Below are 16,649 nucleotides of genomic sequence, written 5' to 3' on the forward strand. Positions count from 1 at the left end.
CTAATGTCATACTACCTGACATTGATGAAAACGTCAGGCGTTCTGACATTTCCTCGCGCCGATCCTGACTTCCGATAACCCAGTGTTCTAGGAAGTCAGGGACTCAGGGGTGGTTCACCTGTTGACCGGTGCACTCGTGAACCAGCAACACCGAATCAACTTCCCGAGGAGACCCCCGTGGCTGAAACCACCCTGTCCGACCTGACCGCCACCGCCCAGCGCGCCCAGGCCTCCGGCCGCCAGGCCGACGCCGACCAGGCCCAGCTGCGCCGCACCCTGGTCGCCCTGGACCGCCAGGACGGCGGACCCAGCCGCAACGAACTCGCTCGCATGGTCGAGGGCGCGCTCTCCCGGCGCCTGGTGTTGAACACCCTCCAGGCCGCCGACACCCTGCGCGCCCTCATCCCCCTGCTTCCCACCTCCGCCGAGGACCGGCCCATCCACGAGGACGGGCTGGACCTGCTCGCGGGCCGCTGGCACGCCCAGGCCCGCACCAGCGGCCACGTCGTCCTGTCCCTGGTCCCCGACATCGAGCCCGGAGACGGCCTGGAGACCGAGCGCGGGCGGCGCCGCGTGGCGGAGCGCATGCTCGCCCGACTCAAGGAGGCCGGGTTCGAGGTACTGGTGAAGCAGTCGGCGGGCCTTCGCGCCGTTGACGAGCTGGCGGACTGGGGACAGGTCTACCTCACCCAGAAGTAGCCCCCCGAACACCGAAAGGGCCCGGCCATAGGGCCGGGCCCTGCTAGCGTCACATCATCGCCCCTTCGAGGGGTAGCAACATGTGGTTCCTCGGGCGCCTGTCTTTCGGTGCCCCTGTCATCTGCCCTTCGAGGGACTGGCCCGCCACGGTGCTGAGCACCGTGGCGGGCTTTCCGTGTCCGGGCACAAAAAAGCCCCCGCCGCAGAAGCGGCGGGGGGTGAATCGTTCAGCGCCCGTGCACGACCCGACTCATCTCGATCAGCGCGACGCCCAGCCGAGCGGCGTCCTCGATCGGGATGCGCGTGATCCCGCGCGGTGTCTCGTACTCCAGGCCGCCGTCGATCGGGTCGTACTCCAGGGGGTGCTCAGTGTCAGGGCGGGGGTCAGGCCAGCATGACGCAGCCGGACCCGCCCCGCAGACGAACGGATCAGAAAATCGGATCTGTCAGACGCTCCCTCCCGGGAGAATGATCAAAAATCGACCAGACACACGCGGGCGGGGGGTCAGTGCGGGAGCGGTCGCCTGGGCGCCGCACAGCCCTCCGGCGCCTCACAGGCGACCCGACACACCCCCCATTTCGGGCATGCGGGGCGGGGGAGACGGCCTACGGTCGCCGGGGCTCCGGGGGTCGAGCCTGGCAGGCTCGACCCCCGTGTTCACGGTCGGGTCAGACGCCGGTCAGGAGCTCGGCGTGCAGGGCCCGCACCTGGGTGAGGATCTGCTCCAGCAGGCGCCGGGAGACGGCGCTGGCGTCCGGGATCGTCCGGCTCGTGATGGACCGGCCAGCGTTCCTGTGGCTGATGATGAGTTCCCGGATGGGCTCCTGGGCCCGGTCCATGGCCTCCTGGGTCTGGGTGAGCAGGTCGTGGTCGCGGGAGTGGTGGGCCACGTCCCAGACCAGGGTGAGCAGCTCGTCCAGGAGGGGGTCGGCGTGCCGGCCGTGGACGTGGGTGCGCACCGCCCCCTGGAGCCGGGCGACGAGCTGGTCCAGGACCATGTTCTGGCGCTGGGTCCGCCACCAGGTGGGGTCCACCCGCTCCCACACGTCGACGTCGACGTCGATGGGGTGTTCCCAGGCCACGTACATCCTGCCGTCCAGGAGCAGCCCCTGGCGACGCACCGGGGCGCCGTCGGGGCGGGTGTGGGTGAGCGGCATCCGCCCCGGGAGTCCGAGGATGGTCTCGGCGTCCCCGGTCGAGACGGCCGCAGGGAGCGCGTCCAGCTGAGCGGCCAGCTCCTGGCCCTCCTCGGTGTCCTGGTCAGGGGTCCAGGCCGGGTCGTCATCGACGCGCACCGGCAGGCAGCCGGGTGGGCGCTCGCCGGTATAGATGGCCCACCCCTCGGGGTGGTGTTCGAGGTAGGCGCCCGGGTCGATGCCCCACCGGTCCAGGAGCGCGTCCTCGGCGGCGTCGCGGGTGGCAATGAGGGTTTCGCGGGCGTCCATCCACTGCTCGGTGGTCTCGCGGGTGGCGCGGTAGACGGCGGCGTCGGGCAGATCAAGCACGCGGTCAGTGACGGTCATGAGAGCGCTCCAAGGAAGACGAAGGGCGCCCACCACGAGCTGGTGGGCGCCCGGCGGATCGAGGTGCGTGCGGGTCAGTGCTGGGAGGGCGGGGTGGCGGCCACGGCCTCGATCACGTCCAGGTCCCCGGCGGGCAGGGTGATGTAGCCGAGCTCGGTCAGCCAGTGGCACCAGACGGGCTCGAGCCCGGGGTCGGCGGTGAACGCCTCGGTGGTCAGGCGGCCGCTCGCCCAGGCTGCGGTGGTCTCGGCCAGGGCCTGGAGGGCGCCGAGCGGGTACCAGCCCACGGCGGCGACCTCGCGCTCGCAGGCGTCGAGCTCACCGGTGACGGCGGCCTCGAACAGCTCCCACGTGTGCCCGGTGGAGTTGATCCGGCGGCAGCGGCCGGGGTGGAACCCGCCCGGCACCAGCGGGGTCAGCTCGGTGACGGTCAGGCCGATCTCCTCGGCCACCTCCTCACGGGCGGCCGCCGCGTAGTCGGCGTGCTCGTCCAGGGCGTGACCGGCGACCGGCGCGATCCCCGCCGGGGCGGTTCCGCGCCGGATCATCAGCATCTGGGTGCGGTCCTCGGAGAGAACGAGGACGCCGACGCTGGTCTTGCAGCACTGCTTGGCCATACTGGAGGTGCTCCTTCGGAGTACGCGGCCCGCCCGGCCTTGTTCGACAAACAGCGGGCGGGCCGTCTTCGTGTGGACCGGCTGGTCCCCCCGCCCACCCCGTCGAGTGCGGGGTGAGCAGAGCCAGCAGCCGGTCCGTCAGCGCTTCTTGCCCGGCCAGGTGAAGCTACTCACGAGTTACTTGTCCTGTTGCCGGGCGTTCGGGAGAACCACCCCATCTATGGATGTTTGTGGCAACAGCCGGGTCAGGCGGTCGCCGAGGCGACCGCCCTGTTGACCTCCAGGACGGTGCGGCCGCGCCGGGACAGGTCCTCCATCACGGCCAGCACCAGCAGGCACCCACCGGACATCACCACCCCCGCCACCGGGGTGGGCGCGGTGATGACCAGCGCGGCCGGCACCAGCCACACCACGTGGGCGGCCTGGTCCATCGCCTCGGGGTCGCGCTGGTAGTACCCGTGGCGGCCCAGCGCCCGCGCCAGCCCGGCTAGGGTGCGGCGGCGGTCGATCCAGTAGTGGGAGAGCGCGGTGAGGGCGAGCCCGCAGGCGGCCTGGACCGGGGCCAGACCGCCCTCAGCGGCGGCGACCGCGGCGAGCAGCACCATCTGGCACAGGGTCAGGCTCGCCACGTGCGCGCCGCACGCCAGACGCCCGGCCAGGGTAGGCGCGCCCTTGGTGGTGGCCTGGTGGTCGGTCTGAGCCCACCGGTCGCCGACGTGGTGACCGGCCAGCAGGGCGAGGAAGACAGCGGAGAACGACATCAGAGTTCCTTCACGGTGGGTGAGCGGTCGTGGGTTCGCCTGAGGGCAGGCGAACCGGGGAGTGTGGGGGTAGGACCGTTCGCCTGCCCTCAAGAATCGGTCGAAAATATGACAGTCAGGCATGAACAAGGCAGGCGAATCTCGGATTCGCCTGCCTGTTCGCCTGGCCACGCAGCGTGGCGAAATCGGTTCAGATGAGCTTCCACGGAGCCTTGCGGGAGGCGTCCGTCTTGGCGATCGCCCCCTCCTCGGAGAGGGTCTTCAGGGCGGTGTCCACCGCTGCCTTGCCGCACCCTTCGCGTCCGGACAGGGCATCACGCAGGACCCCGGTGGTCGTGGGCCCCTGCTCGTGGAGGACCTCCATCACCCCCTCGATGGCGGGGGAGCGGCGCCGTCCCGCCGGGGCCGGGGCGGCCTTGGCTTCGCGGGCCTGGGCGATGTCGATCACGACCTGGCGGGGCAGCCGCGGCGGTACCGGCCTCCCGCCACGGGCGGCCTCGCGCTGGTGGTCGACCCGCTCCCGGCCAGGGGCCTCCGCGCCCCCACTCGGCGGGGCGCCGGCCACCCCGTTGCGCATGTCGGCCAGCATCCGCTGCACCTCCTCACGGCGCCCCCGGCCGCGCTCGTGCCGGTTGGCGAACGCACCGCGCGACCCCTGATCCAGGGCCGCCTCGGAGTCCGGGTCCAGACCCGCCACGGCCCGGGCCCGGGCGGCGGCCATGAGCTCCTCGGTTTCGGCCTGGGGGGCGTACGCGCCCCGGAACGGCAACGACCTCCCCCCGAGGCTGTAGGCCAGGCCCTTGTTACGGATGTGGGCCTGGGGGTCGGGCAGGTCGCCGGGGTTGACCCCCAGGCCCATCTCCCGCTTGAAGATCCCGGCCTGGGTGGCCGAGAGCTTCATGCTGATGGCGTTGGTGGCGGTCATGTTGGAGCGGATCATGTCGTCCTGGCAGAACCCCTCCAGCCCGAACCCCTGGCTGGCGCCGACCAGGACCACACCGACCGCCCGCCCCTCACGGGCGATGCGGTTCAGCCGCCCCTTCCCCGCGGCCTCGATCTGCGCGGAGGCCTCGTGGAACTCATCGATCACCACCATCACCCCAGGCCAGTCCGGGCGCGGGGCGAACTCCGAGGTGTCGTGGAGCTCGTTGATGAGCCCGCGCACCTCCATGAGCTTGATGACGCCGTCGATCATCCTCGACCGGGACGCCGGGTCGGCCTCCACCGTCCAGTGCGCGTGCTTCGCGATCCGAGGAGAGGGGCCCTTCTGGGGCTTGGCGTAGATGACGACGGTGCACCCAGTCTCGAACGCCCCCATGACCAGGGTCTCGACCACGGTGGTCTTGCCCGCGCCGGTCTTACCGGCCACGAACCCGCCCCACATCGAGTCCTTGTCGTAGAGCTTCCAGGCGGCGTCGCCCTGGCCGTCGATGTACTCACCCAGCCGCACCAGGATGTCGTTGCCCTGGCGCAGCACCCGGGAGCGGCCGTCGTCCAAGGGCACCTTGCGGTCGGAGGTGGCCTGGGAGACCACCCGCAGACGCACGATCGACGAATCCGGCTCCTGGCCGGGCTCGGGCTCGATGTCCTCCACCGCCAGCGCCCCCGGGGACAACTTCAGGCCGCTGGCCACCCGCCCCAGAGCCGCGTCCACCGTCGCTTTCTCCTGGGACCCCGCCGCCAGGTGCAGCACCGCGGTCGCCCCGTAGTCGGTCCGCTCGATCTCGGACAGCTCGGTGCCCGGCAGGGCTTTGTTGGAGGCGGCCACGAACGTGGGCCAGCGCTCCTGCAGGCGGCGCACCAGCTCGTCGGCGTCCACCACTGTGCTCTCCACCCGGGTGTCGCGGGCCTTCAGCTCGGCCAGGCGGGCGGCCTTGGCCGCCGCCGGGTTGAGCACCACCGTGTTGTGGCGGTGCCACTGCCAGTACCGGGCCGCGGCCGTGCCCAACACCCCCAGCCCGGTCAGACCCGCGAGCGCGACCAGGTCCGGCGACCAGCCCACACTCAACCCGACCGCGTGCGCGGCCACCGCACCGGCCGCACCCACGTTCGCCACCAGCCGGGTGTGCCCGCTCTCGCGGGCGGCCCACTCGGCGGCGTGCGGGTGCTGCTGCGCGGCCCTCGCGCTGCGCAGCCACGCCGGGACGGCGTTGGCGGTGGCCACCGCACCGGCCGTCACCAGCCCCAGCGAGGCGGCCCCGCCCACGTCGGTGGCGGCCACCAGCGCCTCCTGGGCGGTGATGGCCCCGGCCGCCGACAGCCCCCAGTACCAGGGGGTGAGCGTGTGCCGGTACAGGTCCCGCATGCTGCCCTGGGGCGGGCGGGCGATCGCCGCCCAGACCTTGCCGGGGATGCCCTCGGAGGTCCACCGCTTCTTCTTGTCCTCCTTGTCTTGGGCGGCCTTGGCGGCCTCCAGGGTGCGCAGTGCCTGTTCCAGCTCGCGGGCGCGGGGACGTCTCGTGGCCACGGATCTCTCCTTCGGGGTGTGGGGGTGCCTGCCGTCGTCAGCGCTGGGGCGGCACCCCCAACGGACGCCGCCCCCACCAGTGGCTGGTGCGGGCGGCGTTTCGGCTATGTCGTGGTTGGTCAGTCGCCGTTGAAGTAGGCCGGGTCCGTGGCCGCCTCCTGGGCGGCGTCGTCGTAGGCGGCCTGCACCGGCTCGTTCGTGCCGCTCACCTGGGCGATCGCGTCCTCGCTGGCACCCAGCGCGGTGCGAGCCGCCTCCAACGCCGCCCTCAACGCCGTCATGGTCTTGGGGCCGTTGCCGGCCAGCTCGGCCTGGCTGATCAACAGCTCGACGTGGGGGATCACCGTGCCGCGCGTGTAGTCGGCCTCGGAGCGCATCATCGCGATGTCGGTGGCGTAGGTGGCGTCCCCAGCCGTCGACGCATACCCGCCGCCGGTGTCCTCGGAGACCTCGTCGGTGTCGGGCTCGCCGTCCCAGGTCCGCTCGTCCCGGTCGGAGGTGGGCGTCGTGGACGGCCCGGTGTTCTCGCGACCCCGCCCAGACTCAACGGGCTCAGGCTCAGGCTCGGGCGCCCGGCCCTCCATCGCGTCACCGATGGTGTCCGCGAGCCTGTCCAGCGGCGTGTACTCGCGACGGTGGGGGTCGTGCTTGGGGTCGGTGGGGTTGTGCCAGTCGATGCTCATACGGGGTCCTCTCCGCGGGGGTGGTTAGCGGGGCTTGTAGTAGTCGCCGTGAGCGGCGTCGGGGGAGGAGGCGCGGGCCTCGGCCACGGGGGAGTTGGCCTCGTGCAGCGCGGTGGCGGCCTCACGGGCCTTGGCCGCGGCGTGGGTGTAGGCGGCGCGGGAGGCGTCCACCGCCGCCACGGTGGCCTCACCCATCTGCGCGGTGGTCATCCCCGCCGCGAGCTGTTCCTTGGAGATGCAGGTGGAGTCCCAGTAGGTGGCGTGCTCGTTCAGCGCGTCCACGTGAGCGCGCAGGGACGCGGCGTCGGACAGATTCAGCAACGGGGTAATCTCCTTCGGTTCGGGTTCGGGTTCGGGTGTGGTCTCGAGGTCGGGGACTGGGCTCAGCCGACGCCGGCGTTCGGCGTCCAGGTCGACCACCGCCCCGTCCGAGTCCGAGTCGGAGTTTTTGGCCAGGGGCTCGTAGGGGCGGTCGCGCCCGTACTCGTAGATGGTGTCTCGGGCCCTCCAGTCGGACAGGTCCTGGGCCAGGGACGGCTCGGGCTCCTCAGCCGGTGCGGGTTCGGCTCCCTCGTCCTCGTCCCGGGCCTTGGCCTCGTCCTTGTCCTTGGCCTCGTCCCGGGCCTGAGCCTCGTCCCGGGCCCGGGCCTCCTGGGCTCGGAGGATCTCCTGTACGCGGCGCAGGATCTCCGCGTCCTCACGCTCTCGCAGTTCACGCTCCCGGTCCCGCAGTTCACGCTCCCGGTCCAGCAGTTCACGCTCCTGCTCACGATCCCGGACCTCACGGTCCAGGCGCTCCTGGCGGGCCACCGGGTCCTCGGGGTCCACAGCTGGCCAGTCCGCGACAGGTTCGGGGGCGGGTTCGGGGGCGGGCTGTTTCTTGGGCTCTGGCTCGGGCGACGGGTCCAGCTCAGGCCAGTCGACCGGGGCCTGGTCGCCGTCGACGTCCAGGACATCGGCGGGCTCCGGGTGACGATCGGGGAAGCGCTGGTCCCAGCGCCTCCCAGCCGTGTCCTGCACCCGGCCCCAGGTGGCCTCACGCTTGGCCTTGCGCTTGGTCCGCCGGGCCTGGGCGGCCCGCATCCGCTCGGGGTAGCGCTCGATGGCCCGGTCCCACTGGTCCTCCCACACCGTGCCCAGGTAGCGGCGCATGGCCCCCGACCCCGGACGACGCCGCCGCCCCCGGCCGCCGCGACCACGAAGCTGGTCTCGTTCGGCCTGAGCCCTCCTGTAGTTCGCGGCCTCCTTGAGCGTCCCGGCCGGGTCCCGGCAGATGAACGCGATGGTCGCCATGATGATGAACAGCTCCATAGCGGCCTCACAGTCCGATCAGGGACCCGAGAAGGGCGGCGCCGGCCTGGGAGACCGCGCCGGTGGCCTGGGACCCGTACAGGCCCAGGGCGCCGCCGGTCACCGCCAGCAGCGAGGGCACCGTCAGAGCGGCGGTGCGGGCGAACCCGTCCGGCTCACCGTCGAGCAGGTCAACGATGGCCGCGCCGGTGATGAACAGCGCGAGGATGCCCACGGCAGCCGGGGCGCCCAGCAGGTAGTCAGCGGCCCAGGCCAGCGCCCCGCCGCCCCACTGTCCGACGAAGCACAACGCGGCCGCGGACCCGGCCATCAGGGCGCAGGCGAAGGTCAACCATTTGGTGAACTTCCGGAACTTCTTGTGCCGCTTCAGGGCCAGCATCAGGGCCAGCGACCCGAGCATGACCAGGAACATCGCAGAGCCGAACAAGAACCCGAGCATGGTGTTCTCCTTTCTTCTTGGGGGTTGTCAGCGCAGTGCCAGTACCAGGGCGATCGCGCCGATGAACGCGAGCAGCGCCGCCTGGCGGGCGGCACTGCGGTTGATGTGCACCAGCAGCAGCAGGACCGCGTTGATCGCGGTCGAGACGCTGGTGCGGGTGATCTCGACGGCCCGCCAGGGGCCGGACTCGGGCAGGTGGTCGCCCCGCCGGGCCCGCGCGATCTCCTCGCGCAGGGTCGGGGCGGGGGTGTCCCACACATCCGGTGGACGCAGCCGCGTCCACCAGGGCGAGGACACCCGACCGAGGTCCTCCAGGCCCTGCTGTTCCTCCGCCGCCTGTTGCGCCCGGTCCTCGACCACCGGGGCCGGGACCGCCTCAGGCGCCGGAGGAACGGGATTGGGGGCCGGGGGCCGCGGGTCCGGTGTGGTCGGCGGCCGCTCCTCACGTGGAGGGGCCGGGGGCCGGGGTACCGCGAACAGCGGCGGTGCCGCCTCCGGGCGGCGTGTGCCTCCCGGTGGGGGCACGTGGTCAGGCAGGGCACCCATCGGCCCCTCCAATCGTGTTCGTTCAGGTCAAAACGGGGAAAGCGGCGGGCCGCCACCCCGTGGGGTGGCGGCCCTTGTGTGGTGGCCCCTGGGCGGGGCCCGAGCCAGTCGCGCGGACGGTGGGTCGATCGGTTCTCCTTCGCTGCGTAGTGGGTGGTGCACCAGGACGGTCGGGGCGCGTGGCGCCGGTTCACCCCCGAGGGGGTGTCGCCGGTTCACACACCGGACCGGAGTGGTGCGCAGACCCACCGCAACGTTTGGTTGCGGTGGGTCTGCGCACCCGCCGGAGGGCGGGGCGCCCGGGTGCCCGCAGGGTCAGTGCGGGCACCCGACGGTGGGCTAGTCGATCAGGCCGGCGGCACGCAGGTGACGCCCGGCAGCACGGTCGGAGACCCCGGCACCACGCGCAACCGCCGCGATGCTGGGCGCCTCACCGGTCGCCTGGAGCAGGACCTCGAACACCTCCGCGACGCGGGCCCGGTTGACTTCGGCTTCGGCGGAGGAGTGGTGCACCACCGCACCCGGCACCTGGCCCGGCACCTGCGGCATCTGCTGGTCAGAGCCACCCACGTGGCCACCCACGTGCGCGGGAGCCGTGCCCGCGTGGGCCATCGCCCCGCCGAACCCGGCACCAGAGGCCACCCAGCTGCCGGGGGTGCCGGGTCCACCCGGCTGGAGGGCGGAGGCGTCGTCGGGCACCTGGGGGGTGGTGCCGGAGGTGAGCGCGTAGGGACGGGTCAGGGCCATCTCGACCTCCACCTCCTGGCGGCGCTTGAACAGCTTCGCGTTGGCCTCCAGGACCGTCAGTTCCTCCTCGGTCTTGTGCTGGATGGCCTCGCGGCGCATCCGCGACTCGCTCTGGCGGCGGATCCGCTCGGCCTCGGCGTCGGCTTCCAGACGGATCCGCTCGGCGTCGGCCTCGGCGGTGGTCAGGTCCTTCTCCGCCTGGGCCCGCAACCGGGCGACGTTGGCCTCGCGGCGCAGCTTCGCGATCTCGCGCTCGTCGGCGTCCGTGGGGTCGGTGGACAGCGCCCGCTCCCGTTCGGCCCGCTCGGCCTCGACCCGGGCGCGCTCGCGCTCGCGCTCGGCCCGCTCAGCGTCGACACGGTCCTGTTCGGCCTGCTCGGTCTCAATCCGCGCCCGGGTCTCTTCGGCCCGCTGGCGGGTCTGCCAGTGCCAGCCTGCCTTGGCCGCCAACGGCAGGAGCGCGAGGATGGCCAGCGCCGGGGAAGTGAGTACCCCGTGCGCGGTGATCACCACGGCGGCCAGGGTGGCCAGGATCCACCCGGTCGCGGTGAGGCCGCGGCTGTGGTCTCCGGTGAGGTTGGCCCTCTTCCACTCGGTGGCCAGCACGAACAGCCAAACCAGTTCCACGCCGGCGCCGACCGCGAGCGCGACCAGCGCCGGGGCGGTGGGGGTGGCCAGGTCGTAGACCGACCAGGTCGTGAACACCACGGAGGCCGCCGTCACCGCGGTGGCGATGACGGTGGTCGGGTCGGGGAGCTTCTTCCAGAGCATGACGTTGTCCTTCCAGGTCAGATCGTGTTCGGGGCGGCGCGCTCAGCTCAGGGCCAGCAGCGTCAGCGTGGTCACAGCGGCCAGGAGCAGTCGGGTCGGCGTCACTGGGCGTCCTCGCTGTCGGCAGCGGGACGGCGGGGTCGCACCACCGGGTGCGCCTCGGCGTGGTCCGTTTTGGCGAGGAGCACGAGCGTGATGGCGCCCCAGAGCACCAGGGCGGCCACCGCGATCAGGTCGATGGGCATCATCGGGCGGCCCCGCAGACGCCGCAGACGTAGGAGGCCCGGTAGACGTCCCAGTCCATGGCGCGGCCGCAGCAGGTGGGGGCGGTCATGCGGGTGATCAGGCGCTGGATGAGGGTCATGCCGCCCTCACCACCCGGGCCTCGTCGGCGGGCCAGGACCCGTCCACGGAGACCGGGACCAGGGCGAGGACCTGCTCGTAGAGGAGTTCCTCGGGGTCGGGCTCCTCGGCCAGGGCCTCGTGGACCGGGCGCACGTGGGGGCGGCCGGTGGGGGTCTCGGCCAGCCCGACCAGCCGGTGGTCGGCGATGACGGTGTCTTCCAGGACCCGGGCCGCGATGGCGGGGTCGTCCCACCCGCCCTCGGCCAGGGCCAGGGCCTCGTGCACGTCCCAGGAGGGGTGCTCCCAGGGGTCGGCGGGGAGCAGCTCGGCGGTGTCGGGGTCCCAGAAGCGGGGGCTGTGCGCCTGGACGATCTGCGCGTCCTCCAGGTCGGCCAGGGCGGCGAGTTCGTAGTCCTCGGGGGTAGGCTCGGGGTCGTACATGCTGGTCTCTCTTTCAGGTGAGCAGTTGTGCGAGAGCCCGCCCAGGGATTACGGCCCCGGGCGGGCTCGTTCTGTGTAGGAGCTGGTCAGCGGTTCGCGGCGCGGACCGCGATGATCAGCAGGGCCGCGCCGGAGACGAACATCGCGGCGATGGCGTACAGGCCGAACTCAGGAGCGGCCATCAGGTCGAGCAGGGCGTCCACGGGGGTTCTCCGTTCGGTGTGTGGTCAGCGGGTGTGGACCCTGGTGGTCCCCGCGCTGTCCGGCCACGACGGGCCGGACAGCACAGGCACCCGGGGGTCACGCGGTGAGGACCTCGACGTGGTCCTGGGCGGCCAGCTCGTACTCGCGCAGCTGGAGGAGGCGGTCGCGGAGCACGTTCGGGATCGCGGCGTCGGTGGTGGCGTACTCCAGGTCGCGGCAGGCCTCCATGACCTCGTCCAGGGCGTGCTCGGCGGCCCGCAGGTCGTCGGACAGCCGGTCGGCCTCGGCGTGTAGGGCGGCGATCTCGGCCCGGCAGCGGCGGTGGGTGAAGCGGATCATGCGGCGGCGCTCCTCGTGGTCGTGGTGGTGGTGATCGGGACGACGTCCGCGAGACGGCCCTCGGAGTAGGCCTCCAGGTCAGCGCGGATCAGCTCGGAAGCCTCCTGGACCCGGGCGGCGACCCCGCCGTTCGTCGTGTCGGCGAGGTCGATCGCGGCGAGCTGGTCGACCAGCGCGGAGGCCATCAGAGCGCTCCGACCGTGGTGGCCAGCTGGTCGGCGCGGAGCTCGTCCAGGAGCGCGTCGCGCTCGGCGGTCAGGGCGTCGATCCGGGCCTGCAGGAGCGGGTCGTGGTAGTCGGTGGCCTCGCGGGCGGCCTGGTCGTAGGCGGCCAGGCGCATCAGCGCGTCCCGGAGCACCTCCGGGATGGACGCGTCCTCGCGGGCGTAGTCCAGGGACTGGCAGGCGGCGATGACCTCGTCCAGGGCCAGCTCGGCCGAGCGCTCGCCTTCCGTCCGCAGGGTGACCTCACATGCGAGGCGCGCCACCTGGGAGGAGAGGGCCCGGTTGGTGTATTCCAGCTGCTTGTTCCGCTTCGTCAGGCGGGCGATCCCGGCTTCGTGGTGGCTCATGTGGCTGTCCTTTCGCAGGTGAAGAAGGGTGTTGAGCTTTACGGCATAGATTTTTCGAGGTCAGGCGACCGTGGCCAGGTGACGCTGGAGGCGGGCCCGGTAGCGGGCGCGCTTGCTAGTGGCGGGGTGCATGAGCAGCGCCGCTCGGACCGCGCGGTGGGTCTCGCCTCGGGTGAGCCACCCCGTGGCCAGGCGGGCCGTGTCCAGGTCCGTGACGTGGGCCAGGTCGGAGAACATCGCGGCGCCGGTCTCGCCAGCGGCGTCCTCCTCGGCCTGGTCCTCGTCCACCTCCTCGGGGGTGCGGGGGCGGGACTCGGGGATGTCGGTGACCAGACCGTTCGCGTCCTCGGCGTAGACGGTGACGTCCGGGGCCAGGGCGGGAGCGGTGGGGGTGAACTCGGGGGCCTCCTCGATCACCGCGGGGAGCAGGGGCTCGATGTCGTCGATCCCGGCCTGGGCGGCGTGGTAGCGGAGGAACTCGACGTCCTCATCGCGGGTCTGGTGCCACAGGGCGGTCTGGAGGCGGGTGTGGTCGGAGCGCCAGGAGGCCTCGGGCTGGAGCATCAGGTCGGCGGCGAGGCGGCCGCCGGCGGCCTCGATCGCCACGGCGATCTCCCAGTCGGCGCGGGTGGTGCCGCCGGAGGTGGCGACGCGGATGACGTCAGCACGGGTGGCGCCGGTGGTCGTGGTGACCTGGGCGAGCATCTCCTGCGTCGACGTCATCACGTCCTCCTCGTCTGGCGGTTGCGCCGTGCTGTGGACTTCAACTGTTATATGACAGTACACTGTGGTGTACTAGCACGCAAGCACCACTCGGAAAATAGGCACCAACCTGCTAGATCACCGGCTCATGCGTACTAGTACGCTTAGGGCATCAGCTGAAGGAGCTCCCTTGTCCCCAGAAATCCAGCGTCCCGACCCGCCCTACATTCAGGTCGTGAAGCACATCAAGGCCGACATCGAGTCCGGGGTTCTTCGGGACGGGCAGAAGATCGACTCCGTGCGTGCGATCGCTGCGAAATGGAGGATCTCGCTCGCCACCGCGACCAAGGTTGTTGGAGTGCTCAAGGCCGAGGGCCTGGTGCGCAGCGAACCGGGCAGGGGCAGCATCGTCACTCGAGACCAGGCAACGGCAAGCGCCAAAGACCGGCTCATGCGCAGTCTCGGCGGACAGATCTACGCAGCCAACGAGCGAGCAGAGATCCTCGGGGCCGAACTCATGCCGGCTCCTGAAGAAGTGGCGGACGCACTGGGAATCCCGGCTGGAACTACTGTGATCCGGCGCCGGCGGGTCACACTCCGGGACGAGGTGCCCTCCTCAGCAAGTACGTCCTGGTACAGCGGGGACCTGGCCGAATCGGCCCCCCTTTTGCTTGAGGCAGCGCGGATCCGTCAAGGCACCCCGAAGTACGTGGAAGAGAGCACGGGGCTCATGCCCGCTGCCGGTAAAGACCAGATCCGCGCCGACATCGCCTCGGAGGAGGACTCCGCCGCACTCGGCATCCCCCTGGGCTCCCCGATCCTCCGCAAGCAGAACTGGGTGTTCAACTCTGCGGGCGAAGTGATCGAGTTCGGCCAGTCCGTCTCCGTGGCCCGCCGCTGGGCCACCTACACCTACGAAATCTCCAGGTAGGACCTATGAAGCTGCTGCACTCAGGAAAAGTGCGCGACGTCTACGCCGACGGGGATGACCTCATCCTGGTGGCCTCGGACCGTGTGAGCGTCTACGACGTCGTGCTGCCCACACCCATCCCCGACAAGGGCAAGATCCTCACCCAGCTCTCGCTGTGGTGGTTCGAGCAGCTTGCCGACATGGTGCCCACCCACATCATCTCCGCCACCGACGTGCCTGAAGAGTGGGCAGGCCGGGCCGTGCGCTGCCAGAGGCTCACCATGCTCCCCGTGGAATGGATCGCCCGGGGCTACCTCGCGGGCCTGGGACTCAAGGAGTACGAGAAGCAGGGCACCGTCTCCGGGATCAAACTCCCCGAAGGCCTGGTGGAAGCCTCCAAGCTCCCCAACCCGATCTTCACCCCCACCACCAAGGCGTCTGAGGGCCACGACGAGTTCATCACCTACGCGGACGTCGTCGAGGAGATCGGCCAAGAGACCGCCGACCGCCTGCGTGCAGTGACCCTGGACGTCTACAAGCGTGGCGCGGAGATCGCTGCTGAGCGGGGCATCATCATCGCCGACACCAAGCTGGAGTTCGGCCGCGCGGCGGACGGTACGCTCGTGCTCGCTGACGAGGTGCTGACCTCAGATTCCTCCCGGTTCTGGCCCACCGACGACTGGCAGCCGGGACGGCCTCAGCACGCGTTCGACAAACAGTTCGTCCGGGACTGGTCGAGCACCATCACTGGCTGGGACCGAACTTCACCCGGCCCAGAAATCCCCGACGAGATCGTGGACGCGACCCGAGCCCGGTACATCGAGGTCTACGAGCGGATCACTGGCAAGACTTGGGAGGCGTGAGCATGTATCAGAGCTACGACCGCAACAAGCTGGTCCATGAAGTGGGCGAATTCCTGAAGCGGGAGGGCCTCGAACCCATCGCCCAGGACGACCCGAAGCCGGAACACGCCGCGATGTTGCTCCTCCGATCTTTCGGAATTGAGCCCGTAGTCGACCACGTAGCAGTTCTCAAGGGCTCGATGAACAGCTCCTGGGAGGACACCGACGAAGAGCGGTCCAGGCGCATCCGTAGCTAGCCGACATCAGAAAGACCCCGAGCAGCAGAAGCTGCTCGGGGTCTTTCCAGCTCTCAGGTGTGTCCCAAGAGCCTCCACAGCGCCCCCGTGACACGGGTGCTCCCTGTATGGTCGTCCCACGGTGGGGCTGACCACCCCACCTCAGACATGACGAAGGCCCGGGACCAACCGGGCCTCGTCCAGACAAGCGGCTGCTCTCGCAAAGCAGCGACACTAAAGCTCGCCATAGTAGACACCGGCCACTGTAGCCGACGGACGAGCGGATGGGCACCTTTTGGGTACCTCTTAGTGCCGTGACCTGTGCGAGGACTGCCTAGAAAGCAGACCCGTGACCACCGAGGACACCGTCCCCTACCCCGTAGTCCTTCGCGCGCCGGACGTCGACTGGATCAAGTTCGACGCCGAGCTCGCCCGCGACGGATCCGTCGAACCCGTCGTCAAGGCCCTCTACGCCGCCCTCGCGAGCTTCGCTGACCAGGTCAGCCGCGACACCGACGAGACCGTCGACGAAGACGAGATCCCGACCCGCAAGCGCCTCGCCAAGTGCATCGGCAAGTCCGTGGACACCGTCGACCGCGCCATCAAGAAGCTCGAGGAGATCCACCTCCTGGAGGTAGAGCGGCGCAAGGACCCGACCAACCCCCGCAGCAACATCCCCAGCGTCTACCGACTCCTGGACCGGGAGCGGTGGGACGAGCGCGCCGGAGAAAGGGCCGCGAAGCGACGCGCCGAACGTGAGCGCAAGCGGCAGGAAGCCGAGCAGGCCAAGCGAGAGCAGGCCGCCAGGGACCGCGCTGAGGCCGAGAAACAGCAGGAAGAAGCACCCGAAACCGGACCTGATCACCCCTGCGGAGAGGACTGTGGGGGGTGGCCGCATGGGTGCGGCCAGGGTGGCCGCATGGGTGCGGCCAGGGTGGCCGCATGGGTGCGGCCAGGGTGGCCGCATGGGTGCGGCGGTACCTCTTCTAGTCAAGAGGGGTCTTCTTCTTCCTCAGGTGAGAGTGCGGAACCTGAAGAAGAAGACGGCACGCCTTCGGCGAAGAAACCCCGCCGTGTCGGCGCTGGTGTCGCCCTGCTTCAGGACATGACCGGCGCCACCGTCGAGGAGGCCCAGGCCGTCATCGCCCGCCTCCGAGTGGAGGCCAAGCGCCTCACGGGCCGCGAGATCGGCTCAGTTCGCCGCTACCTGTCTGGATTCGACCCCGAGGACCTCGACCCGCACTTGAAGGCTGTCCGTGCTCAGCGTGCGCCTGAGGCCCGCACGGAGGCCCCTGGGGTCACGGGAGCGGACCGCACCTGCCTCAAGCACCACGTGCCCCTGGACTGCCCGGTGTGCGCTGGCTTGTCCGAGGAGACCGTGCGTGGCCTCCTGAACGAGTACGGCCCCGTCCGGCGCCCGGACCTGGCCCGCCGGTTCCCCGAACCCGCCCACGCCTGAACTCGCCCTGCTCCCAACCCGTTGACAGCGGGCCG

Annotated in this window: 20 protein-coding genes and 1 other RNA gene; 5 read left to right on the plus strand and 16 right to left on the minus strand. The window is 70.8% G+C overall.

From position 1 onward, the window contains the following. Positions 1–177 precede the first annotated feature (177 nt). Positions 178–699 (plus strand): hypothetical protein, encoded by a 522-nt coding sequence (locus ACFYL4_RS25970; protein WP_387521803.1) that lies wholly within the window; start codon positions 178–180, stop codon positions 697–699. 669 nt (positions 700–1,368) lie between these two features. Here the strand turns inward: ACFYL4_RS25970 and ACFYL4_RS25975 are convergent. The 16 genes from ACFYL4_RS25975 to ACFYL4_RS26050 all read right to left on the minus strand — a co-directional run bounded on the left by ACFYL4_RS25975 (position 1,369) and on the right by ACFYL4_RS26050 (position 13,188). Further along, entirely contained in the window at positions 1,369–2,223 is an 855-nt protein-coding gene (locus ACFYL4_RS25975) for a hypothetical protein (protein WP_387521805.1), read from the minus strand. 74 nt (positions 2,224–2,297) lie between these two features. Then, on the minus strand, positions 2,298–2,840 hold the full coding sequence (locus ACFYL4_RS25980; RefSeq protein ID WP_387521807.1) for an NUDIX domain-containing protein: 543 nt from the start codon (positions 2,838–2,840) through the stop codon (positions 2,298–2,300). Between the two features lie 245 nt (positions 2,841–3,085). Then, positions 3,086–3,601, minus strand: coding sequence for a DUF3307 domain-containing protein (locus ACFYL4_RS25985; RefSeq protein WP_387521809.1), 516 nt, complete (start codon positions 3,599–3,601; stop codon positions 3,086–3,088). A gap of 190 nt (positions 3,602–3,791) precedes the next feature. After that, complete coding sequence (locus ACFYL4_RS25990; protein ID WP_387521811.1) at positions 3,792–6,068, minus strand: hypothetical protein; 2,277 nt, start codon at positions 6,066–6,068, stop codon at positions 3,792–3,794. 22 nt (positions 6,069–6,090) lie between these two features. Next, positions 6,091–6,174, minus strand: an RNA gene (locus ACFYL4_RS25995) — hammerhead ribozyme type II. A gap of 13 nt (positions 6,175–6,187) precedes the next feature. Then, on the minus strand, positions 6,188–6,751 hold the full coding sequence (locus tag ACFYL4_RS26000; RefSeq protein WP_387521812.1) for a hypothetical protein: 564 nt from the start codon (positions 6,749–6,751) through the stop codon (positions 6,188–6,190). A 24-nt stretch (positions 6,752–6,775) separates the two neighbouring features. Continuing rightward, on the minus strand, positions 6,776–8,062 hold the full coding sequence (locus ACFYL4_RS26005; protein ID WP_387521814.1) for a hypothetical protein: 1,287 nt from the start codon (positions 8,060–8,062) through the stop codon (positions 6,776–6,778). Positions 8,063–8,069: 7 nt separating this feature from the next. Continuing rightward, positions 8,070–8,501 (minus strand): hypothetical protein, encoded by a 432-nt coding sequence (locus ACFYL4_RS26010; RefSeq protein ID WP_387521816.1) that lies wholly within the window; start codon positions 8,499–8,501, stop codon positions 8,070–8,072. Between the two features lie 27 nt (positions 8,502–8,528). Further along, the gene (locus ACFYL4_RS26015) at positions 8,529–8,861 is read right to left on the minus strand and encodes a hypothetical protein (protein ID WP_387521818.1); all 333 of its coding nucleotides are present in this window, start codon (positions 8,859–8,861) and stop codon (positions 8,529–8,531) included. A 525-nt stretch (positions 8,862–9,386) separates the two neighbouring features. Further along, on the minus strand, positions 9,387–10,565 hold the full coding sequence (locus ACFYL4_RS26020) for a hypothetical protein (protein WP_387521820.1): 1,179 nt from the start codon (positions 10,563–10,565) through the stop codon (positions 9,387–9,389). Positions 10,566–10,666: 101 nt separating this feature from the next. Then, on the minus strand, positions 10,667–10,813 hold the full coding sequence (locus ACFYL4_RS26025; RefSeq protein ID WP_387521822.1) for a hypothetical protein: 147 nt from the start codon (positions 10,811–10,813) through the stop codon (positions 10,667–10,669). A 112-nt stretch (positions 10,814–10,925) separates the two neighbouring features. Next, positions 10,926–11,351: a hypothetical protein gene (locus ACFYL4_RS26030; protein WP_387521823.1), complete on the minus strand. Its 426-nt coding sequence runs from the start codon at positions 11,349–11,351 to the stop codon at positions 10,926–10,928. Between the two features lie 300 nt (positions 11,352–11,651). Beyond that, positions 11,652–11,894 carry a hypothetical protein gene (locus ACFYL4_RS26035; RefSeq protein WP_387521825.1) on the minus strand — a complete coding sequence of 81 codons (243 nt, stop codon included), beginning with the start codon at positions 11,892–11,894 and terminating at the stop codon, positions 11,652–11,654. Next, positions 11,891–12,079 carry a hypothetical protein gene (locus tag ACFYL4_RS26040; RefSeq protein WP_387521827.1) on the minus strand — a complete coding sequence of 63 codons (189 nt, stop codon included), beginning with the start codon at positions 12,077–12,079 and terminating at the stop codon, positions 11,891–11,893. Before ACFYL4_RS26040 ends, ACFYL4_RS26035 begins: the two co-directional genes overlap by 4 nt. Continuing rightward, complete coding sequence (locus tag ACFYL4_RS26045; protein WP_387521829.1) at positions 12,079–12,465, minus strand: hypothetical protein; 387 nt, start codon at positions 12,463–12,465, stop codon at positions 12,079–12,081. Before ACFYL4_RS26045 ends, ACFYL4_RS26040 begins: the two co-directional genes overlap by 1 nt. A 60-nt stretch (positions 12,466–12,525) precedes the next feature. After that, entirely contained in the window at positions 12,526–13,188 is a 663-nt protein-coding gene (locus ACFYL4_RS26050) for a hypothetical protein (RefSeq protein WP_387521831.1), read from the minus strand. A gap of 214 nt (positions 13,189–13,402) precedes the next feature. Here ACFYL4_RS26050 and ACFYL4_RS26055 point away from each other — a divergent pair, with 214 nt between their 5' ends. The 4 genes from ACFYL4_RS26055 (at position 13,403) to ACFYL4_RS26070 (ending at position 16,614) form a co-directional block, all read left to right on the plus strand. Next, a complete protein-coding gene (locus ACFYL4_RS26055; protein ID WP_387521833.1) occupies positions 13,403–14,098 on the plus strand; it encodes a GntR family transcriptional regulator in 696 nt (231 codons plus the stop codon). A gap of 5 nt (positions 14,099–14,103) precedes the next feature. Then, positions 14,104–14,940, plus strand: a complete 837-nt coding sequence (locus ACFYL4_RS26060; RefSeq protein WP_387521835.1) for a phosphoribosylaminoimidazolesuccinocarboxamide synthase — start codon at positions 14,104–14,106, stop codon at positions 14,938–14,940. A 2-nt stretch (positions 14,941–14,942) separates the two neighbouring features. Beyond that, positions 14,943–15,176, plus strand: a complete 234-nt coding sequence (locus ACFYL4_RS26065) for a hypothetical protein (RefSeq protein ID WP_387521837.1) — start codon at positions 14,943–14,945, stop codon at positions 15,174–15,176. A 328-nt stretch (positions 15,177–15,504) separates the two neighbouring features. After that, positions 15,505–16,614: a helix-turn-helix domain-containing protein gene (locus ACFYL4_RS26070; RefSeq protein ID WP_387521839.1), complete on the plus strand. Its 1,110-nt coding sequence runs from the start codon at positions 15,505–15,507 to the stop codon at positions 16,612–16,614. The last annotated feature ends 35 nt before the right edge of the window (positions 16,615–16,649 follow it).

It is taken from the genome of Nocardiopsis sp. NPDC006938 (assembly GCF_042869555.1).
In the GTDB taxonomy this organism is placed as follows: domain Bacteria; phylum Actinomycetota; class Actinomycetes; order Streptosporangiales; family Streptosporangiaceae; genus Nocardiopsis.